The 16403-nt window shown below is 46.7% G+C and carries 19 protein-coding genes; 11 read left to right on the top strand and 8 right to left on the bottom strand.

Annotated features, from left to right (window positions below):
- Nucleotides 1-8: 8 nt before the first annotated feature.
- Complete coding sequence (locus tag LEP1GSC061_RS03760; protein WP_016544077.1) at nt 9-398, bottom strand: type II toxin-antitoxin system VapC family toxin; 390 nt, start codon at nt 396-398, stop codon at nt 9-11.
- A 4-nt stretch (nt 399-402) separates the two neighbouring features.
- Complete coding sequence (locus LEP1GSC061_RS03755) at nt 403-645, bottom strand: type II toxin-antitoxin system Phd/YefM family antitoxin (protein WP_016543956.1); 243 nt, start codon at nt 643-645, stop codon at nt 403-405.
- A 103-nt stretch (nt 646-748) separates the two neighbouring features.
- Here LEP1GSC061_RS03755 and lexA point away from each other — a divergent pair, with 103 nt between their 5' ends.
- The 5 genes from lexA to pssA all read left to right on the top strand — a co-directional run bounded on the left by lexA (nt 749) and on the right by pssA (nt 4918).
- Nucleotides 749-1357, top strand: coding sequence for a transcriptional repressor LexA (gene lexA, locus LEP1GSC061_RS03750; protein ID WP_016543378.1), 609 nt, complete (start codon nt 749-751; stop codon nt 1355-1357).
- Between the two features lie 122 nt (nt 1358-1479).
- Entirely contained in the window at nt 1480-1782 is a 303-nt protein-coding gene (locus LEP1GSC061_RS03745) for an LA_1448 family UV-C exposure upregulated protein (protein ID WP_016543470.1), read from the top strand.
- A complete protein-coding gene (locus LEP1GSC061_RS03740) occupies nt 1772-3145 on the top strand; it encodes a S41 family peptidase (protein ID WP_016544116.1) in 1374 nt (457 codons plus the stop codon). The genes LEP1GSC061_RS03745 and LEP1GSC061_RS03740 overlap by 11 nt, the downstream gene beginning before the upstream one ends.
- 4 nt (nt 3146-3149) lie before the next feature.
- The gene (tsaD, locus tag LEP1GSC061_RS03735; protein WP_016544092.1) at nt 3150-4166 is read left to right on the top strand and encodes a tRNA (adenosine(37)-N6)-threonylcarbamoyltransferase complex transferase subunit TsaD; all 1017 of its coding nucleotides are present in this window, start codon (nt 3150-3152) and stop codon (nt 4164-4166) included.
- On the top strand, nt 4163-4918 hold the full coding sequence (gene pssA / locus LEP1GSC061_RS03730) for a CDP-diacylglycerol--serine O-phosphatidyltransferase (protein WP_040507759.1): 756 nt from the start codon (nt 4163-4165) through the stop codon (nt 4916-4918). Before tsaD ends, pssA begins: the two co-directional genes overlap by 4 nt.
- A 25-nt stretch (nt 4919-4943) precedes the next feature.
- On the opposite strand, the gene LEP1GSC061_RS03725 is transcribed toward pssA, so the two are convergent.
- Both LEP1GSC061_RS03725 and LEP1GSC061_RS03720 read right to left on the bottom strand, forming a co-directional pair.
- Nucleotides 4944-6230 carry a hypothetical protein gene (locus LEP1GSC061_RS03725; protein WP_016543427.1) on the bottom strand — a complete coding sequence of 429 codons (1287 nt, stop codon included), beginning with the start codon at nt 6228-6230 and terminating at the stop codon, nt 4944-4946.
- Entirely contained in the window at nt 6227-7105 is an 879-nt protein-coding gene (locus tag LEP1GSC061_RS03720) for a hypothetical protein (protein ID WP_016543375.1), read from the bottom strand. Before LEP1GSC061_RS03720 ends, LEP1GSC061_RS03725 begins: the two co-directional genes overlap by 4 nt.
- Nucleotides 7106-7392: 287 nt before the next feature.
- Between LEP1GSC061_RS03720 and LEP1GSC061_RS03715 the strand changes: the two genes are divergently transcribed.
- From LEP1GSC061_RS03715 to LEP1GSC061_RS03695, 5 genes are read left to right on the top strand one after another with little or no spacing between them, the layout of a single operon-like run.
- Nucleotides 7393-7617, top strand: a complete 225-nt coding sequence (locus tag LEP1GSC061_RS03715; protein WP_016543824.1) for an LIC12298 family protein — start codon at nt 7393-7395, stop codon at nt 7615-7617.
- A 10-nt stretch (nt 7618-7627) separates the two neighbouring features.
- Nucleotides 7628-8293, top strand: a complete 666-nt coding sequence (locus LEP1GSC061_RS03710; protein WP_016544137.1) for a JAB domain-containing protein — start codon at nt 7628-7630, stop codon at nt 8291-8293.
- A 43-nt stretch (nt 8294-8336) separates the two neighbouring features.
- The gene (locus LEP1GSC061_RS03705) at nt 8337-9107 is read left to right on the top strand and encodes an ABC transporter permease (RefSeq protein WP_016543440.1); all 771 of its coding nucleotides are present in this window, start codon (nt 8337-8339) and stop codon (nt 9105-9107) included.
- Nucleotides 9104-10306 carry an ABC transporter ATP-binding protein gene (locus tag LEP1GSC061_RS03700; RefSeq protein WP_016543471.1) on the top strand — a complete coding sequence of 401 codons (1203 nt, stop codon included), beginning with the start codon at nt 9104-9106 and terminating at the stop codon, nt 10304-10306. Before LEP1GSC061_RS03705 ends, LEP1GSC061_RS03700 begins: the two co-directional genes overlap by 4 nt.
- A gap of 42 nt (nt 10307-10348) precedes the next feature.
- Complete coding sequence (locus tag LEP1GSC061_RS03695; protein WP_016543977.1) at nt 10349-11659, top strand: UDP-glucose dehydrogenase family protein; 1311 nt, start codon at nt 10349-10351, stop codon at nt 11657-11659.
- Between the two features lie 314 nt (nt 11660-11973).
- Here LEP1GSC061_RS03695 and LEP1GSC061_RS03685 read toward each other — a convergent pair whose 3' ends face one another.
- Nucleotides 11974-12801, bottom strand: coding sequence for a thioredoxin family protein (locus tag LEP1GSC061_RS03685; protein WP_016543990.1), 828 nt, complete (start codon nt 12799-12801; stop codon nt 11974-11976).
- 126 nt (nt 12802-12927) lie between these two features.
- Between LEP1GSC061_RS03685 and hisE the strand changes: the two genes are divergently transcribed.
- Nucleotides 12928-13206: a phosphoribosyl-ATP diphosphatase gene (gene hisE, locus LEP1GSC061_RS03680; RefSeq protein WP_040508030.1), complete on the top strand. Its 279-nt coding sequence runs from the start codon at nt 12928-12930 to the stop codon at nt 13204-13206.
- Nucleotides 13207-13220: 14 nt separating this feature from the next.
- On the opposite strand, the gene LEP1GSC061_RS03675 is transcribed toward hisE, so the two are convergent.
- The 3 genes from LEP1GSC061_RS03675 to LEP1GSC061_RS03665 are packed head-to-tail and all read right to left on the bottom strand — an operon-like array spanning nt 13221 to nt 16362.
- On the bottom strand, nt 13221-13628 hold the full coding sequence (locus LEP1GSC061_RS03675; RefSeq protein WP_016543879.1) for a zinc ribbon domain-containing protein: 408 nt from the start codon (nt 13626-13628) through the stop codon (nt 13221-13223).
- Nucleotides 13628-14182, bottom strand: a complete 555-nt coding sequence (locus tag LEP1GSC061_RS03670; RefSeq protein ID WP_016543833.1) for a cytochrome c-type biogenesis protein CcmH — start codon at nt 14180-14182, stop codon at nt 13628-13630. The genes LEP1GSC061_RS03675 and LEP1GSC061_RS03670 overlap by 1 nt, the downstream gene beginning before the upstream one ends.
- Nucleotides 14179-16362: a heme lyase CcmF/NrfE family subunit gene (locus LEP1GSC061_RS03665; RefSeq protein WP_016543655.1), complete on the bottom strand. Its 2184-nt coding sequence runs from the start codon at nt 16360-16362 to the stop codon at nt 14179-14181. The genes LEP1GSC061_RS03670 and LEP1GSC061_RS03665 overlap by 4 nt, the downstream gene beginning before the upstream one ends.
- Between the last annotated feature and the right edge of the window lie 41 nt (nt 16363-16403).

The following is a 16403-nucleotide window of genomic DNA, read 5'->3' as shown; positions in this document are numbered from 1 at the left end:
AAATTCTATTATTTTAATATACGGATCGGATATTTTTCCAGAATAGAATCCGTAGTCGCTAATTCCCAGCCGTTCAAAATCGTATGCGATACCAAGAGTCTGTCGAAAGGATCCCTATGTAAGGGGGGAATCTTGGATAAAAAGAAGATCGCCTCGTCTTGGAGATCCGCTTTTTCCAGTCCGGATTGCAAACATGCCTGGACTAGAAAATCTCCCGGATGCTTGTGTAAGGGGAGCTTTCCCTGATCGAATTTGATCTGAATCTCCCAAAGGGAAACCTGGTGGAAAAGAAAAAGGGAATCCTCCTCCTTTGCGAGGTCTCTCACTATACCGGGCAATTTAGGGTCGTCCAGTAAGAACCATAATAGAATTTGCGTATCTAAGAGGATCGTTCTCAAACGATCAGTCTCCGTAATAATCCGCTTCGAATTGGGTTAAAGTAGAATTGAAATCGTCGGGAACCGTAAATTTGTTCCGTAGGATCCCAGGCTTGGGTCGTTTCGTTCGGGTGACCTCGGGAAGAATCTTCAATTCTGCGATCGGACGGTTTCTTTCCGCAAGAATGATCCTTTCTCCCGCACTAGCGGCCTTCAGGTATTTTCCCAGGTGCGCCTTGGCTTCTCCCAGATTCACCTTCTTCTTCATACCTATTAGTCTATATATAGTCTAAACATAGTCAAATGTTTTAATCTGTTCCGTTGCCAAAAAAGTACTTGCAAAACATCTATTCACTAATAACTTGTTAAGCATGAAAGATCTCACCGAAAAGCAACTCGCAGTCCTAAATTTCATCACGAATGTAATCAAGGAGAGAGGCTTTCCTCCCACAATCAGGGAGATCGGTGACGAGTTCAGCATTACTGCCAAAGGTGCTTACGATCACCTTAAGGCGATCGAGAAAAAGGGATACCTGAAGACTTCTAAAAATCAATCCAGGGCGATCGAATTGCAGCGCCAGAGTCCTTTTGAGAGTCTGCCGGTTCCCACGCCTAGTATTCCTCTATTAGGAAGGGTTGCGGCCGGACTCCCTATCTTGGCGGAGGAAAATATCGAGACCTATATTCCCGTTCCCGAAGAGATGGCCTCTAAGGGAATCACCTTCGCTCTAAAAGTGCAGGGGGATTCCATGATAGAAGCGGGGATCAACGATGGGGACGTGGCCATTATCCAAAAAAAGGATATCGCTCGTAACGGAGAGATCGTCGTAGCCTTGATCGAGGACGAAGCCACTCTCAAAGTATATTATAAGGAATCGGATCATATCCGACTCGAGGCTAGAAACCCTAAATACAAGCCTATCCGTAGTAAGAAGGTTGTGATTCTCGGAAAACTAATCGGTCTTTATCGCACTTATTGAATCGCTTGTAAATCGGAGTCGTGAAAATCGGAAAAACTTCGACTTTCCGCTCCGGATTCTTCCCTAAGAGCTTACGAATTCCTGGTTGACATTGACCGTCTTTCGGGAAGAATTCTGAAAGAGTGATTTTTCTTTCCAATTCCCGCAGGCTTGCGGTCTTACTCCTTCTTCTCTTCTCCCTATTCTGCGCATCTCCAAAAAAGCAAATCGGAGAAGCGGATCTAAAACTCGTAATGGAATATCTGACGGAAGCCCGTTTGGGAGACCGATTGAATTTCGCTGCGGAACAAAAGGTTCGAACCGACCGAGAGATTCTCTCCGACGCTTGCGAAAGATATAAATTGGACCAAGACGCGGTACTCGCAAAAATAAAAGAAAAGTATCCTCAGATTTATTCCGAGTTGGTCGGTAAGAATGAAAAATAAGGAAAGATTCTTCTGGGCGGGGGCCGTCTTCGTTCTATTTATCGCTCTGGTCTTCCAACCTCTGAAGGCCAGAGCGGTTTCCGAAACCTCCGAAAAATATCTGCAATTATTCCATGAAGTCTTCGGCCTGGCCCAGAACGGTTACGTCGAAACCATAGACGAGGAAAAAGTATTCCTCGGAGCAATCAAAGGCATGCTCGCTTCTCTCGGAGATCCGCATTCCACCTTCTTAGAGGAAGAAGAATACAGACAGATGCGGGAGGAAACCAGAGGGAGTTTCGGAGGAGTGGGGATGGAAGTCGCCTATACCGACGGAGCCATCGTGGTAGTCTCGCCGATTGAGGATACTCCTGCCATGAAAGCAGGTATTCTTCCCCAGGATAGGATTATAGAGATAGACGGCAAGAGTACCGCCAATCTGGGTTATTCCGAAGGGATCAAATTGATGAGGGGTAAGCCCGGTTCTTCCGTTTCGATCAAGGTGGAAAGAAAGAATATCAAGGAACCTCTTCAATTTACCTTAGTTCGGGAAAATATAAAGATCCGTTATGTACGCTCTTTTCTATTCGAAAAGGAAAAAGTGGGCTATGTTCGACTGAACCAGTTCATGGGCGAGAACACCCTGGAAGAATTTAAGAAGCATGTGAAACAACTCGTGGATAAGAAGGCTGAGGGACTCATCGTGGACCTGCGCATGAATCCTGGAGGACTTCTTCCTTTATCAGTCGCTCTTTCCGATATCTTTCTTCCCGAGGGGCTCGACATCGTTTCCGTTCGAGGAAGAGGGGGGGAACTCGCGGACGTTTCCAAGTCCACTTCTCGCGGCGAAAAATATACCAAAATCCCTCTCGTGGTTCTAATCAACGAAGGTTCCGCTTCCGCTTCCGAGATTTTTGCGGGAGCCATGCAGGATCATGGAAGAGCGAAGATTCTGGGGACGACTTCCTTCGGCAAGGGTTCCGTTCAGATCGTATATCCTTTATCATACGGAATGGCGGTGAAATTGACTGTGCAAAAATATTTCACTCCTTCCGGCAGATCTTTACACGGTAAGGGAATCCAACCGGACATCGTGGTGAAGGCGATCGAGCCCAACGAGGATGATAGATTCTATCTGCGTAAAATGGGAGAGAAAAAACTCCTAGACCAATTGGCCGTTAAATATCCCGAATACAACGAGCAGAATTTTCAGTTATTCGAAAAGGCCCTGAAAGAGCAGGGCATCAAACTGAGTTCCGATGTGGCCCGCGCGGTATATAAGAATAAGACCTTATCCGAAAAAGATAGATCTCTTACCGATACCGAATTGGATCCCCAATTGAAGAAAGCGGTGGAGATCCTTTCCCAAGATTCCAAGTCCTAAGAGAATGATCGGCCTTGGTATCGAGACTAGCTGCGACGAGACCAGTCTAGGAATCGTAAAAGACGGAAAAGAACTTCTATCCTTAAAGATCTTCAGTCAGATCGATTTGCATAAACCGTTTCGGGGAATCGTCCCCGAAATTGCATCGAGAGCTCATTTGGAAAAGATCAATCCTCTTCTTTCCGAGGTTCTGGAGGAAGCGGAGGTGAGTCTTTCCGACTTGGATTACGTGGCCGTTACGAGATCTCCCGGACTGACCGGTTCTCTGATGATAGGAGCGCAACTCGCCCGTTGCATCCATTCGGTTTACGGAACTCCTATCGTACCTCTTTGTCATCTCCAGGCCCATTTCGCGGTTCTGCAATTGGAAGGAGTGGAACCCGTCTTTCCAGCTCTGGGACTTCTGCTATCCGGAGGGAATTCCGCCATCTACAAGATTCCCCATTTCGGGAGAATGGAAACAGTAGGAGATACATTGGACGACGCCTTGGGAGAGGCATTCGATAAGGTGGCGGGCCAGCTTTCCTTGCCCTATCCGGGAGGACCTCCCATAGAGGCGGAGGCTTCGAAATATAGACCGGAACCGAAGGAGAAGGAACTACTTCCTCTCTTATTGAGAAATTTAGAGCAGGACAGAGTGGCATTTTCCTTTTCCGGTTTAAAGACCGCAGTGGCTCATTTATTGGCAAAACAGCCGGATCTCCCCGTTCCTAGGGTATGCTATCATTTTCAAAATACGGCATTCGAACTCGTGGAGAGGAATTTGAAGCGGGCGGTTTCAATTACTGGAATCCGTAGGATTTTAGCCGGGGGCGGAGTTATGGCAAACTCCACATTAAAGGCGAGGTTGGAAGCCTACGCGAAGAAAAATTCCCTGGAATTTTTTTCTCCGCAAAAAAAGATCTACTGCACGGATAACGGCGCTATGGTTGCGGCCTTGGGTTATTATCTATTTCGACAGGGATATTCTAAAAGTTTGGACTTTACGGTGAGTCCGGTAAGACAGGAGACCTATATATGAATCGCAGGTTACATTGGATCCCAAATATGATCACTCTAGGAAACTTGAGCATGGGTTTCGTTTCCATTTTGATCGCTTCGGAAGTGAGCGGAAACGGAGCTCAGGCCTATATTCTTTCCGGATTCTTCATATTGCTCGCGGCTATCTGCGACGGTTTGGACGGTATGGTTGCGAGAGCCTTGGACGCCACGAGCGAACTCGGAGCCGACCTGGATAGTTTGGCGGACTTGACGGCTTTCGGGATCGCACCAGGTTTCCTTTTTTATAATATGGTCTTGGAAGAGTATAAGATCGACGTCTTCGGAAAAGAAGATCTTTTTCCGATCGGGATGCTCATCGCAGCGATCTTTCCTATCTGTGCCGCGTATCGTCTCGCCAGATTCAACGTAGCACACGATCCTGGTTCCTTTACGGGACTTCCCTCTCCCGTTGCGGGAGTTACGATCGGTTTCTTTCCGATCTTTATCGGAAAAGAGCATATCCCCCATTGGATCACGATTCCTCTATTCGTGATCGTGGCGATACTTATGGTATCTAACGTAAGATATGGCAAGCCCCAGGTGGCAATTCGTTCCAAGCTGACTCCCGGAAAAGCGGCTCTGATGTTGGGGGCCGCCGCCGCTCTTCTGTTCTATATCGGAGTGGAACGTTGGCCTTGGCTGGTCTACGGACTTATCGGGTTGTACATTTTCTCAGGGCTCATTACCTTCCTGATTCATATTCTACAGGAGCTCCGGGTCAAGCTGGACTAATTCCTTTTCCTTCGGGGGATACATTCTAATCTCCCAAAGGAAGAAATACCTGGAAACGAACGCTGAGTCCGTCCCCTCGTCCTCCTTTGTCCCTACTATGGCGAAGGTGGACGGCGAAGTAAGGATGGAATATTCGCAAAAGAGAATAGAATGTTTTGTCCGTCACGACTAATCCCGTTTCCTCGGGAGTGATGGATTCTTCCGCAAAGGAGGGGAGAAGATTCCTTTCTTCCGAATAAACGAGAGCCGAGTAGATTTTCCAATCCTGTGCCACGGTGATCTGCAATCCTGCTTCGGTAATTCTATCCCCGTTTCTTCTCCATTCTTGCCCTACTTCCCATTTCCATCCTCTTTTTTGATACGCCAAGAAGAACCCTTTCCCCCAGACCCAAGGCTCCTCATTTGAAAAATGATAGGCTCTGGCTTGAGCGACCAAGGCGAAAAATGGAAATTCGAATAGGCTCGCTTTTCCCAAGAAAGATTTGGCCGTATACAAAATCCTTCCCTCCGGAGAGATCCTTTCGGATTGAGCGATTTGGATTTGGGAATAGGGTGCCGGTTCCCAAACGAGCCGGAAAAGGGACGCCTTCTCCTCCGATGCCACGGATTCTCCCAATTGGAATAATTGTCCCGATCTTCCTCTATAACCCGTGAGAAAAACCCTGCGGTTGTTTTCAGGCTCTTTCCAATATGCGGATACTAGGCCTTGCGGATTTTCCCCGGTTCCGAAGGCTTCCATTTTGAATCCGAATCTTTTCTTTTGGTTCCTTTGCTCTTCCGCGGAAGGGTATTCCAGAAGCAGAAATCCTTCCTTGGTCTCGGGAGAATAGGCCAGCTCCATATAATCCTTAAAAGGTTTGAGAAAGAATCCGGGTCTTTTCTCCGCTCCCGAATCGGAGTAGTAGGCTCCGAAATGACTCTGTCCCAATTTCAGGCCTAGGAAACCTGTTCGAACGGTGGGTTGTTCCAAAAACCAGAAAGAGGAGAAGTCGAAGGTTTCTCTTAGGAAAAAGAAATGTTTTAGAGGTCGAAATCGATTCCCATAAGAAAAATATAAAAAATTATTTTCGAATGCGTAGGACAGAAGAGGACTCTCTCCCCTTTTTTCGAAGAATACCTTATGTTTCGGACATTCGGAAGAGTCGGGTTCTTTCGGACAGAATTCTCCCCGCAGCCAAACGGTTTCCGTGCTTTTTCGGAAAAAGCGGGAATCGTACGTGGAAAAGGAGAATCCGGCGGAGAAAGGAGTCGGAAGATTTTCCGCGAGAACGGGATAAGCCAAGAAGAATAGAACGGAGGCCATTCTTCTCATAGGCCGCTCCTTTCTTTTTTAAGAATGAGCCTACGGATTTTCTTTCTCTTTTCTTCCGAAAGGGAGGAAATCCGTTCTAAGAATATTTTCTCTTCTTCTTTGGAAGCGGAAGAGATAGATAGGGATTCGGAAAGAGAAAAGCCGTAGGAGAGTAGTTCGTCCGCAGAAAGAGAGGGCAACTTCTTCTTCGGTTTTTCAGTTTTGGGTTTAGGAGGAGGCTCTTGTTTTTCCGAATATAGTGTTTTGTAGAAAGGAGAGATTCCTAGAACGATATGCCCCGACGGCTCCTCGCCTGTTTCGCCGATTTTTACGTCTCCGGAAATTCTTTCTAAAGACCAAACGAATCCGAAGGAAATTCTCTCCTCCTTTTCCGTTCCGTCGTTTCTGCGGATCGTTTCGAGACTTACGGTGATTTGGATCCCGGATTCGTGTCCGGAGCGGAGAAGAACTCCGAAGATCTCCTCATCCATCTTTTTTCTAAAAAGAAAATCCAAACTTCCAAAAGCACGATGCAATCCGAAGGAAGCGTGTATGCCGGGGGATTTTTCCGGGGAACCTCCCAACTGTATCTGGAATCCAAATAGAATGAATCGGGGAGAGCGATAACCTAGTCCGAATTCGGAGCTGCGCTTTCCTAGGGAGTCTCGGTCGGAGCCGAGGATGGAAATCCGAAAGCCTTCTTCTTTTCCTAAGAAGAAGGGGACCTGTAGGATTCCTCCATAACCGGTCTTTTCGCCGGAGTCCATTCTTGCGAAACCGGAGATTTCTCCTCCGGTTCTCCATGGGCGGAGGATGAGTTCTGGGGGCAAGGGAGAGCTTTGGGAGAATATTTCTACTAACGGAAAGAATAGGACCAGGATCTGTAAGAGCCGCATTCCTGGACGGGTCCGAGAAACCTAGTATGTGGTACGTTTTTTAGGAGAATCTGGAATTTTTTTCAGATCTGTAAGACGCCCGACGCCATTTTGTCCGGGGGTTTGCGTAGAATAGCCTTATTAGCAGGAACGGAGTTTCCGGAAGAGAATTCCAAGAATGCTAAAAAAATACAGTAAACGCTTGACGGTATCTATAAATTCGTTTAGTATATAAATAACCGTTTAGTAGATTATTGGTGTGATAATTCTAATTTATGTCGTCTAAATAAGGACGAGGGAGAGAAAGTATGATGATTCGATCTCTACAAGATGCAGGAGCCTACGAAAGAAATCGCAAAGGTCTCCGGGGAGCCGGGTTTGATTGGCGGGAGAAAGTCCGTGCCGGAGAGCCGGATTCCAAAACCTTCGCGGATTTCTTGGAAGAATCTTTCCAGGGCGATTTGGTACAGGACGGAAATTGGTTCTCCGAAACCCTTTCCGAGCTGAGCCGTAAAAATCTGAGAAAGATTTAAGGCCAAGACCTTGCGTTGGGGGCTGGGACCCGACCCGAGGACCCGTATCGTTTACGATGCGGAAAATCTGGAAGACTGGGAGCTTATAGCCGTTCTTTTGGGCAAGGGCAGTCGTGGACTACCTATCGAGGATTTAAGTCGAGGTATCCTAGAAGCTTCCAGAGGGATAGGAGGTCTTCTTTCTCTGGATATCCCCAGAAACTTCAATATATTCGGATTGGGTAAGGCAAAGACCTGTACCCTTTTGGCGGCGGTAGAGCTTGCCAGACGTCTCAAATACAAATCCATACAATTAGCCAAGTATGATGAAACAAGCCTTCTTGAATACCTGAGAGCCTTGTTCTATCCTTTAAAGAGAGAATGTTTCGTGCTCGCTACGATCTCTCCTGCCGGCCAACTCCTTCGAGTCGAAACGGTCTCTCGAGGCAGCTTGGAAGAAGTAGGCATCCATCCCAGGGATTTGGTCCGGATTATTCTGAACGACGAGGCCTCCCAGATCATACTCGCCCATAACCATCCGGGAATGTTCTGCAAACCTAGCCGGGAAGATTTGGAAGTCTATTACAGATTGAAGGACATTCTATTTCCCTTGGATGTGGAACTTCTGGACCATTGGATTTTTGGAATTGACGGGATCTTTTCCTGCAAACATTCTACACGGCTAGAAGATAATTGATCCGTTTCGACTTAAGAGACGGACGATTTCTTAGGTCCCCAGGGTGCTTCGATCCGATTTTTTCCTACAGATCCGAATCTTACTCGTCCTCGTAAGGAGAGACTACGCGTTGCAATACGCAGGCTCCGCTTTGGGGCTCACTTGGATGTTTCTACAGAATCTAAGTCTGATTCTTGTCTATACGATCGTTTTTTATTTTCTGGGAATCCGATCCGGAGGGGGCGATACAAAGGAATATTTCGCTCATGTGCTGAGCGGGCTACTCTTTTGGATTCCTCTCCAGGAGTTCTTGATCCGAGGGACCGGAATTCTTACGGACAATCGCCAACTGATTAAGAGATCTCCTTTGGGGCCTGAGATTTTTCTTTGGATTCCTTTCATGCAATTCCTACTTCATTGGGCTATCACTTCCGTTCCGATTTTGATCTTCCTCTTTTGGCTAGGTAAGGTCAATATTCTCGGGGTTCTGCTCTCTTTCGTTTGTATGGTCTTGACAGGATTGTATCTGGTATGTGTGCAGAATTATCTGGCGAGAATCAATATCATACTTAGGGATATTTCCCCTTTGGTAAGACTCTTGACCCAATTCCTATTTTGGGGATTGCCGATCGTATACGAGTCCAAAGGAGCATTAGGAAAATGGAATGTTTTCAACCCGTTCTTCTTTCCTTTGGAGACTTTTCGCTCCGCATTATTGATCGGATATGAATCCCGTGCCGGATTTGTCGAATTCCTTCCCTTTCTATTCCTCTTCGCGGGCATTCTACTTCTGAGTCGCTCTAAACTAAACCAAATCGTGTTGGATCACCTTTGATTAAGATAGAAAATCTCTCCAAGACCTACGAAGGATACAGCAAGCCTCTGAATAGGCTTTTGAGCGCTCTTACCTTCGGATACTTCGGGTTGGATGTGAAGTATAAGGCTTTGGATGGTATCTCTTTTACTGCTGATAAGGGAGAGGTGATCGGAATCATCGGTAGAAACGGTGCGGGGAAATCCACTCTTCTTAAATTGCTTACGGGAGTCTCCGAACCGGATTCGGGAAAGTTGGAAAGAAGGGGGACCGTACGTTCCATTCTGGAGCTCGGCGTCGGGTTCAATCCGGAACTGTCCGGAGAGGAAAATTTATACTATAACGGGTTGGTTTGGGGACTCGATCCTAAGGAATTGCAGGATTCCTCGGAGGAAATTTTCGCCTTTTCCGGATTATCCGAATTTCGTAAGGCCCCTCTCAAGAATTATTCCTCCGGGATGACCATGAGATTAGGATTCGCATTGGCGACGGCCAAACGTCCGGACATTCTTATCGTGGACGAGGCCCTCGCCGTGGGGGATGCAAGTTTTCAACAAAAGAGTCTGAATCGTTTCCGAAAATTCTCGGAAGAAGGGACTCTCACCCTCATAGTGAGTCACGATTTGGAGCTTCTAAAATCCGTCTGCACCCGGCTGATTGTATTAGAAAAAGGCAAACTAGTATTCGATGGGGATCCTATTTCGGGATTTAGGGAATATATGCAGATCATAGCGAATTCTTCCCAGGAAGGAAACACCTCCCTTTCCTCAGAGGACTCCGTCGTGTGTAGTCTCGGTGTGGAAATGAGACACTCCGGCAAGATCAATCCTACTCTTCTTTCTGTAGGGGCGCAGGTGGAGCTTTTCGTTTCGACAGCATTTCATTCGGATATAGAGGATTTGACCATAGGCTTCCATATAGACGACCATCGGGGAATTAGGATCTTCGGGACCAATACGTATCATATAGGCGGGGGCCAAAAAAAGGTTCGTGCCGGAGAAGAAGTCAGGGTGACCTTTCGTTTTCCCGCGAATTTTTCTCCCGGGAAGTATTCTTTGGGAATCGCTCTTCATTCCGGGGAGAGTCATGCCGAGGGTTCTTACCTCTGGAAGGACGGCATTCTGCAATTCGAGCTGGAAAGATTGGATCTGCCTAAATTCGAAGGTGCGGCTTGGATTCCGGTCCAAGTCGAGTCGAAAAAAGGGGATTTTCCCGTATAAATTCCTTCCCAGCCTCTCCTTGCCCTAGATTCTGGTTTCCGTATGAAAGTTTGTGTGATCGGAAGCGGATATGTTGGCCTCGTGGCAGGAGCTTGTTTTGCGGAATACGGAAATCACGTCATCTGCGTGGATAAGGATTCCAAAAAAATCGAGGATTTGAAGAACGGGATCATTCCGATTTACGAACCGGGGCTTTCGGAACTGGTTTTAGGCAACCGTAAAGAAAACCGTCTAGAGTTCACCACCTCCCTACAGGAAGGGGTAGAAAAATCCGATCTCATATTTATCGCTGTAGGAACTCCTACATCTCATGACGGCTCGGCCGATCTCACTGCAGTTTACGCGGTGGCCGAACAAGTAGGAAAGGCGATCAACGGATATAAAGTCATCGTGGATAAATCCACGGTCCCGGTCGGAACCGCCGCCGCAGTAAAAGAAATCATTTCCAAACAAACCAAACACGAATTTGACGTGGTCTCCAATCCTGAGTTTCTGAAAGAAGGCGCCGCTATCGACGACTTCATGCGTCCGGAAAGAGTAGTCATCGGAGCGGATAGCGAGAGAGCGGGAGAATTGGTCGCCCAATTGTACGCTCCTTTCGTTTTGAACGGAAACCCTATCATCCGAATGGGAACCGTCTCTGCGGAATTGACCAAATACGCATGTAACGCGTTTCTCGCGACTAAGATCTCTTTTGCGAACGAGATCGCGAATCTTTGCGAGTCGGTCGGTGCCGATTATGAAGATGTGCGTAAAGGTATGGGAACGGATTCCAGAATAGGTCGTCAGTTTTTATACGCAGGAATCGGATACGGCGGTTCCTGCTTTCCTAAAGACGTAAGGGCTCTCATTCGCACTTCCGAGAAATTCTCCACCCCTCTTAGGATCATCCAAGAAGTGGAAGCAGTGAACGAGGACCAGAAGACAAGATTGTTCACTAAGATCGAGGGATTTTTCGGAAAAGGCGGAGTCAAAGGCAAGAATATCGCGGTTTGGGGTCTGGCTTTCAAACCGGGTACCGACGATATGAGAGAGGCACCATCCATCCCTCTATTACTAAAATTGCATGAAGAAGGCGCTAAAATCAAGGCCTTCGATCCCGTGGCCAAGGAAACTTCCGAAGTATATTTCAAAGGAAAAGTGGAATATGCGAAGGACGCCTACGACGCTCTCCAGGATGCGGACGCGCTACTACTCTTGACCGAGTGGAGAGAATTCAGGGAACCAGACTTCAATCGAATCAAGAAATTGATGAAAGGCAAAGTGATCTTCGACGGTAGAAATCAATATCGTTCGGACCTTCTCCAAAAGGAAGGATTCCAATATTTCTCCATCGGAAAGAGGCCGGTCTAAAAGAGACGCTCACTTAAGAAAAGCATAGATCCAGATGCGATGGAATACCGTCGTAAATCCATGCTCCGCCATTCTTGGTAAAATTCTGAACGGAAATTCCATTCCTAAAATTTCGAAAACGCAATGCCCCGCCCAAATGGGTTCTGGGTGGGGGGAGGCGGTGGGAAAAAATTCGAGTCGTACAATAGAGTCTCGCTTTCCGCAACCTAATTTTTGGGGCTCGAAATTTGTAGGAACTTTCTACGTATCTTTCACAACCGGCGGAATGAAGTGATTTTATAATCCTTGGAGTCTCGGGTTCTCTGATTTGAGTTTTAAAAATTCAAAAGATCTTGGATTTCTTTTTTCTCTTCCGGATTTGCGCTTAGCTCTAATGCCTTAGTTAGATCCGCCTTTGCCTCTTCTTTCTTACCCGAAGATTTGTAGGAGATCCCACGATAGTAGAGGGCCGATCTGGCCGAGCCCGAGGGAAATTTATCCAAGTATAAGGAGAATGATTTGATCGCCTTCTCCCAATTCTTCAATTCTACGAATGCCACTCCCAGATTGAACAAGGCCTTATGCTTGTTTTCAGGGGTTCTGGGATCCTCCGACGCGAACGATTTATAGAAATACTCCGCGGATTTTTGGTATTCTCTTCCTTCGAAATAGTATTCTCCCATTTTTAAGAGTAATAGATTATTCTCCGGATCTTTTTTCAAATCGGAAAGTAAGGATGATTCCTGATCTCTCTTTGCATACGCATTCTTCAGAGTCTTTACGACCATTTTAGAATCGGGCATGCCCGCAATTTTTTCGGTCAGACTTCCGTTTCGATCTAGAAACAATAGAGTTGGGTAACCGGTTACGTTATACTTTCTTTTCAGATTCGGAAACCTATCCCCGTCCAGTGAAAGTAGGACGAATTTGGAAAGTTCCGCCTGGACTTCCTTCTTGGGATAGATTTCTTTTTTTAGCGTCTTACAATATCCGCACCAATCTGCGTATACGTCTATGAAGATGGGTTTACCTTCTTCTTTGGCCTTTGCGAATGCGTTTTGCACCGAGGTTTCCCATTTGGCTCCTGCAGAAATCGGATCGGAGAAGATTAGGGGGGAAAGGAAAAGAATAGATAAGGCGGTCTGTTTGCGGATCGAGCACATAGATTCTTCTTACTCTATCGGACCTTTTTTATCATGGGTGTATGCGAAGGAAACGGGAAAAAATCCGCAATTTTTAGTTTACCCGTACGAACCCGTCCGGATATTCGAAGTATCGTGGGGGAAAGCATGGAATTTTTGCTTCAGTTGGAACAAATCCTTAAGAAACGTAAGCAAGAACTTCCGGAGAGGTCCTATACCGCCGATCTGTTCCGAGGAGGAGTGGATCGCATTCTCAAAAAAGTGGGAGAAGAGGCTGGAGAGGTGATCATCGCCGCTAAAAATGCGGACAAAAAGGAACTCACTCATGAATCCGCGGATCTACTCTTCCATCTCCAAGTCCTATTGGTGGAAAGAGGTCTCTCCCTTTCCGATATAGTAGAAGAGCTTCGTAAAAGACACTCCTGATCCGTTTTCGGATATCAGGCTCCTAACTTAGTTCCGCATTCCGGACAGAATTTAGCTCCTACAATCTCGATTTTAAATCCGCAATTATGGCAAAATTTCTGACCCATGGATACGGGAGAAGCGTTTCCTAAGTTTACCTTCTTTTCCGTAGCTCCCGTTTTAATTTTTTGGTCTTGTTTCTCCAGTTCCTGGATCAATCCGGAGGAGATAGATTTGAACTCCGACTCCGTCAACTTACCTGTATCGAATTCTATCTTTAGGTCCTTTAGATTGTCCAAAAGAACGTCCCTACGATCGAAGAGTTCGGATTCTTCGTTTTCGGTCAGGCCCCCTTTTTCTTCTCCATAATACCACACGTAGGCGAAAGGAGCTCCCAAAATCGAAGCCAAAAGTATATAAAAGAAAATTAATAAAAAGTCCACTATTTCTGTCTTTCCTCGATTTCGGATATGTATTTATTGAAGGAGGAATCGTTTCCGAGCTCCGTAGATATCGCCGCCTTGGGAGCCGTTCTCCTTTTTAGATAAAGATATATGAGAAGAATTCCCAAAGCCCCCGCCATCGCGATGCTCACATCGATCCAAGTGGAATCCGGTTTGGCAAGGATATCCGGACCGAAGCCGGTTACGATACTTTGGGCCATTCCTTGGTTTCCGTTCTCTATAAATTTGGTCACGATCGGATCCGTGACCACATCCGGACCGAATCCATGGATCATCTTATCCACGATCGTATCGGCGGATTCTCCGGCACGTATCCTATTTTCTATGAATAGTTTCAGTTTTGCGGAAACCGTGCAATTATTGAAAGAACAGCTCTTGATAGCTATGGAAGGGATGCATATGCAACGAATCCTTTCCGTCACATTGTGAAAGGTTCGGATCTGTTCCTGATCCGTGAGGTTCGTGAAAGTGGAATCCGCCGAGGCGGAAATCGAGATTAGGAAGAGTAATATTCCGAAAATTTTAAGTTTCATTTGCGATCCTCTCCTATCGGCAAGAGTATCAAAAGTCCCGACAGGAAGAACATAAGCGAACCGGCCCAGATGAATTTCACCAACGGGTTGATCCAGACTTCCAGATTGGCGACTATCTGTCTCGGGAATCTCAGATAATGCTGTAATTTGGCCGCCGGATCCCGAGTGAAATAGAAGTTCATGAACATTCTGGGAAGATCCGGATTCTCGTCCGAAAGATCCGAATGTTCGATCGCTCCGAGTTGGATATATAAATCCTCCTTAGGAGTGGAAGCGATCGCGGGCTCGCTCGTCGGGATATGCGTTTCGAAATCTCCGCTGAGATGAGAGATCTGAGGATAATACCTTCTCTCCGTGACCATGGTTTCGAAATCTTTCAGTTGTCTTTTAACTTCGAAAGTCGCCTCATGAGAGACGATCACGTTTCTGTGGCTCACTCCGGATTGGCCGTCTCCGTTGATCATCGGTTTGATTTTGAGAGTGCTTGCACCGATCGTATAAGCTCCTAAAATCGCGGTGTCCTGGCTATAATAGACTACTTCGTCCGTCTTAGAGAGTTCCAGGAAATAGAAGAACTTTACGGAAGTATTCTGTTTGAAGGCGTTTCCGGCTAACCCGATGAAAAGAATCACCATGGAAAGGTGGACCAGGTAGCCTCCGTATCTTCTCTTGTTCTTCAGAAGCATCCGGAAGCCCGCAACGAAGTAATTTTCACCCGGGATGGCGGATTGTCTCGCCCGGATTCCCGTATGGTATTCCTGAACGATTCCTGCTATAGTAAAGATTCCGAGTCCCACAGTGAGAACGCTGTAAACTTCTCCTAATATATCGCCTAGGCTATAATCGCTTACCGAGAAGTTATTAGAATAATAGAATATATATAATCCCGCTCCGATCACTCCCGCGATCAAAGGTTTGAATAGGGTGGTAAAGAAAATTTTGTCCGCGCCTTTTCTCCACGCCAATAGAGGGGCGGACCCCATGAGAAGCGTGAGTAGAATTCCCGCTGGGACTCCCCAGGAGTTAAACCAGGGGGCCTTGAACTCTCTGCCGTAAAGAAGTGGAGAAAAAACTCCTAAGAGAATGGAGAGAGTCGCGATTACCAAAAGGAAATTATTGAGAAGGAAGCTACCTTCCTTGGAAGTCATCGCTTCCAGGTTCCTTTCGGGTTTCAGTTGCTCCCTACGATAAATTAGAATTCCGATATGTACAAAAAAGCTAATACCGATGAAATAGATGAAAGGGGTTCCGATGCTGGATTTGGAAAAGGAATGGGGCCCTTCTAAAACTCCGCTTCGAGTGATCCATGTCCCCAGAAGGCAGAAGTGGAAGGCCAAAATGATCAGGAGCATATTCCAGAATTTTAACATTCCCCTCCTTTCCTGAATGATCATGGAGTGCAGAAAGGCCGTGGCCAATAGCCAAGGCATTAGGCTAGCATTTTCCACGGGATCCCAGGCCCAATAACCTCCCCAGCCCAATTCTTCGTAGGCCCATTTGGATCCCAAAAGGATCCCCGTTCCTAAAAAGAACCAGGAGAAAATACTCCATCTTCTTACGAATCTGAACCAATTCTCGGAGAGATGTCCGGTGATGAGAGCCGAGGTAGCGATTGCAAACGGGATCGCGAAGCTTACGTACCCGATATAAAGAATCGGAGGATGGATGATCATCGCCCAGTGCTGTAGTAAAGGATTCAATCCCCTGCCGGCCGCGGCGGCCGGATGGAATTCACGGAAGGGTTGGGCATCCGGGAAGAAGATCGCTAGAAAAGAAAAGAAGCAGGCGATAATCCCGAGGCTTAAATGCATGACGGGAATTCTATCGTTTAAAAGATCCTTGGTTTGCCATAATACGATGAAGGTGAATAAAGAAAGAAGAAGATTCCAGAATAAAAGGGAACCGGAGGAGCCGGACCATACGGAGGTAATCTTATAGAATAGGGGCAGATGTTCGCTGGAATGCATCGCCACATAATAATTATTCAGGTCGGTCCGCATAAGCTCTACGACGAGTATAATGAACGCGAGAAGAATGACTCCGAAATTGGCCATCAAAGTATATCGCCCCAACTCCAGGGCGCGCGAGTCCTTTTTCCAGATCCCGTAACCGGTTTGGAAGATGGAGAATAAAAGAATCGAGAAGGAGGAGATTAGACAGAGTGCGCCGAGATCGTTCATAATTTTTTCTTAATATATTTCTAAAGGAAAGTTTTCGGGGG

The sequence above is a fragment of the Leptospira wolffii serovar Khorat str. Khorat-H2 genome (assembly GCF_000306115.2).
Lineage (GTDB): Bacteria > Spirochaetota > Leptospiria > Leptospirales > Leptospiraceae > Leptospira_B > Leptospira_B wolffii.
This window is presented reverse-complemented; position numbering and strand designations above follow the sequence as displayed.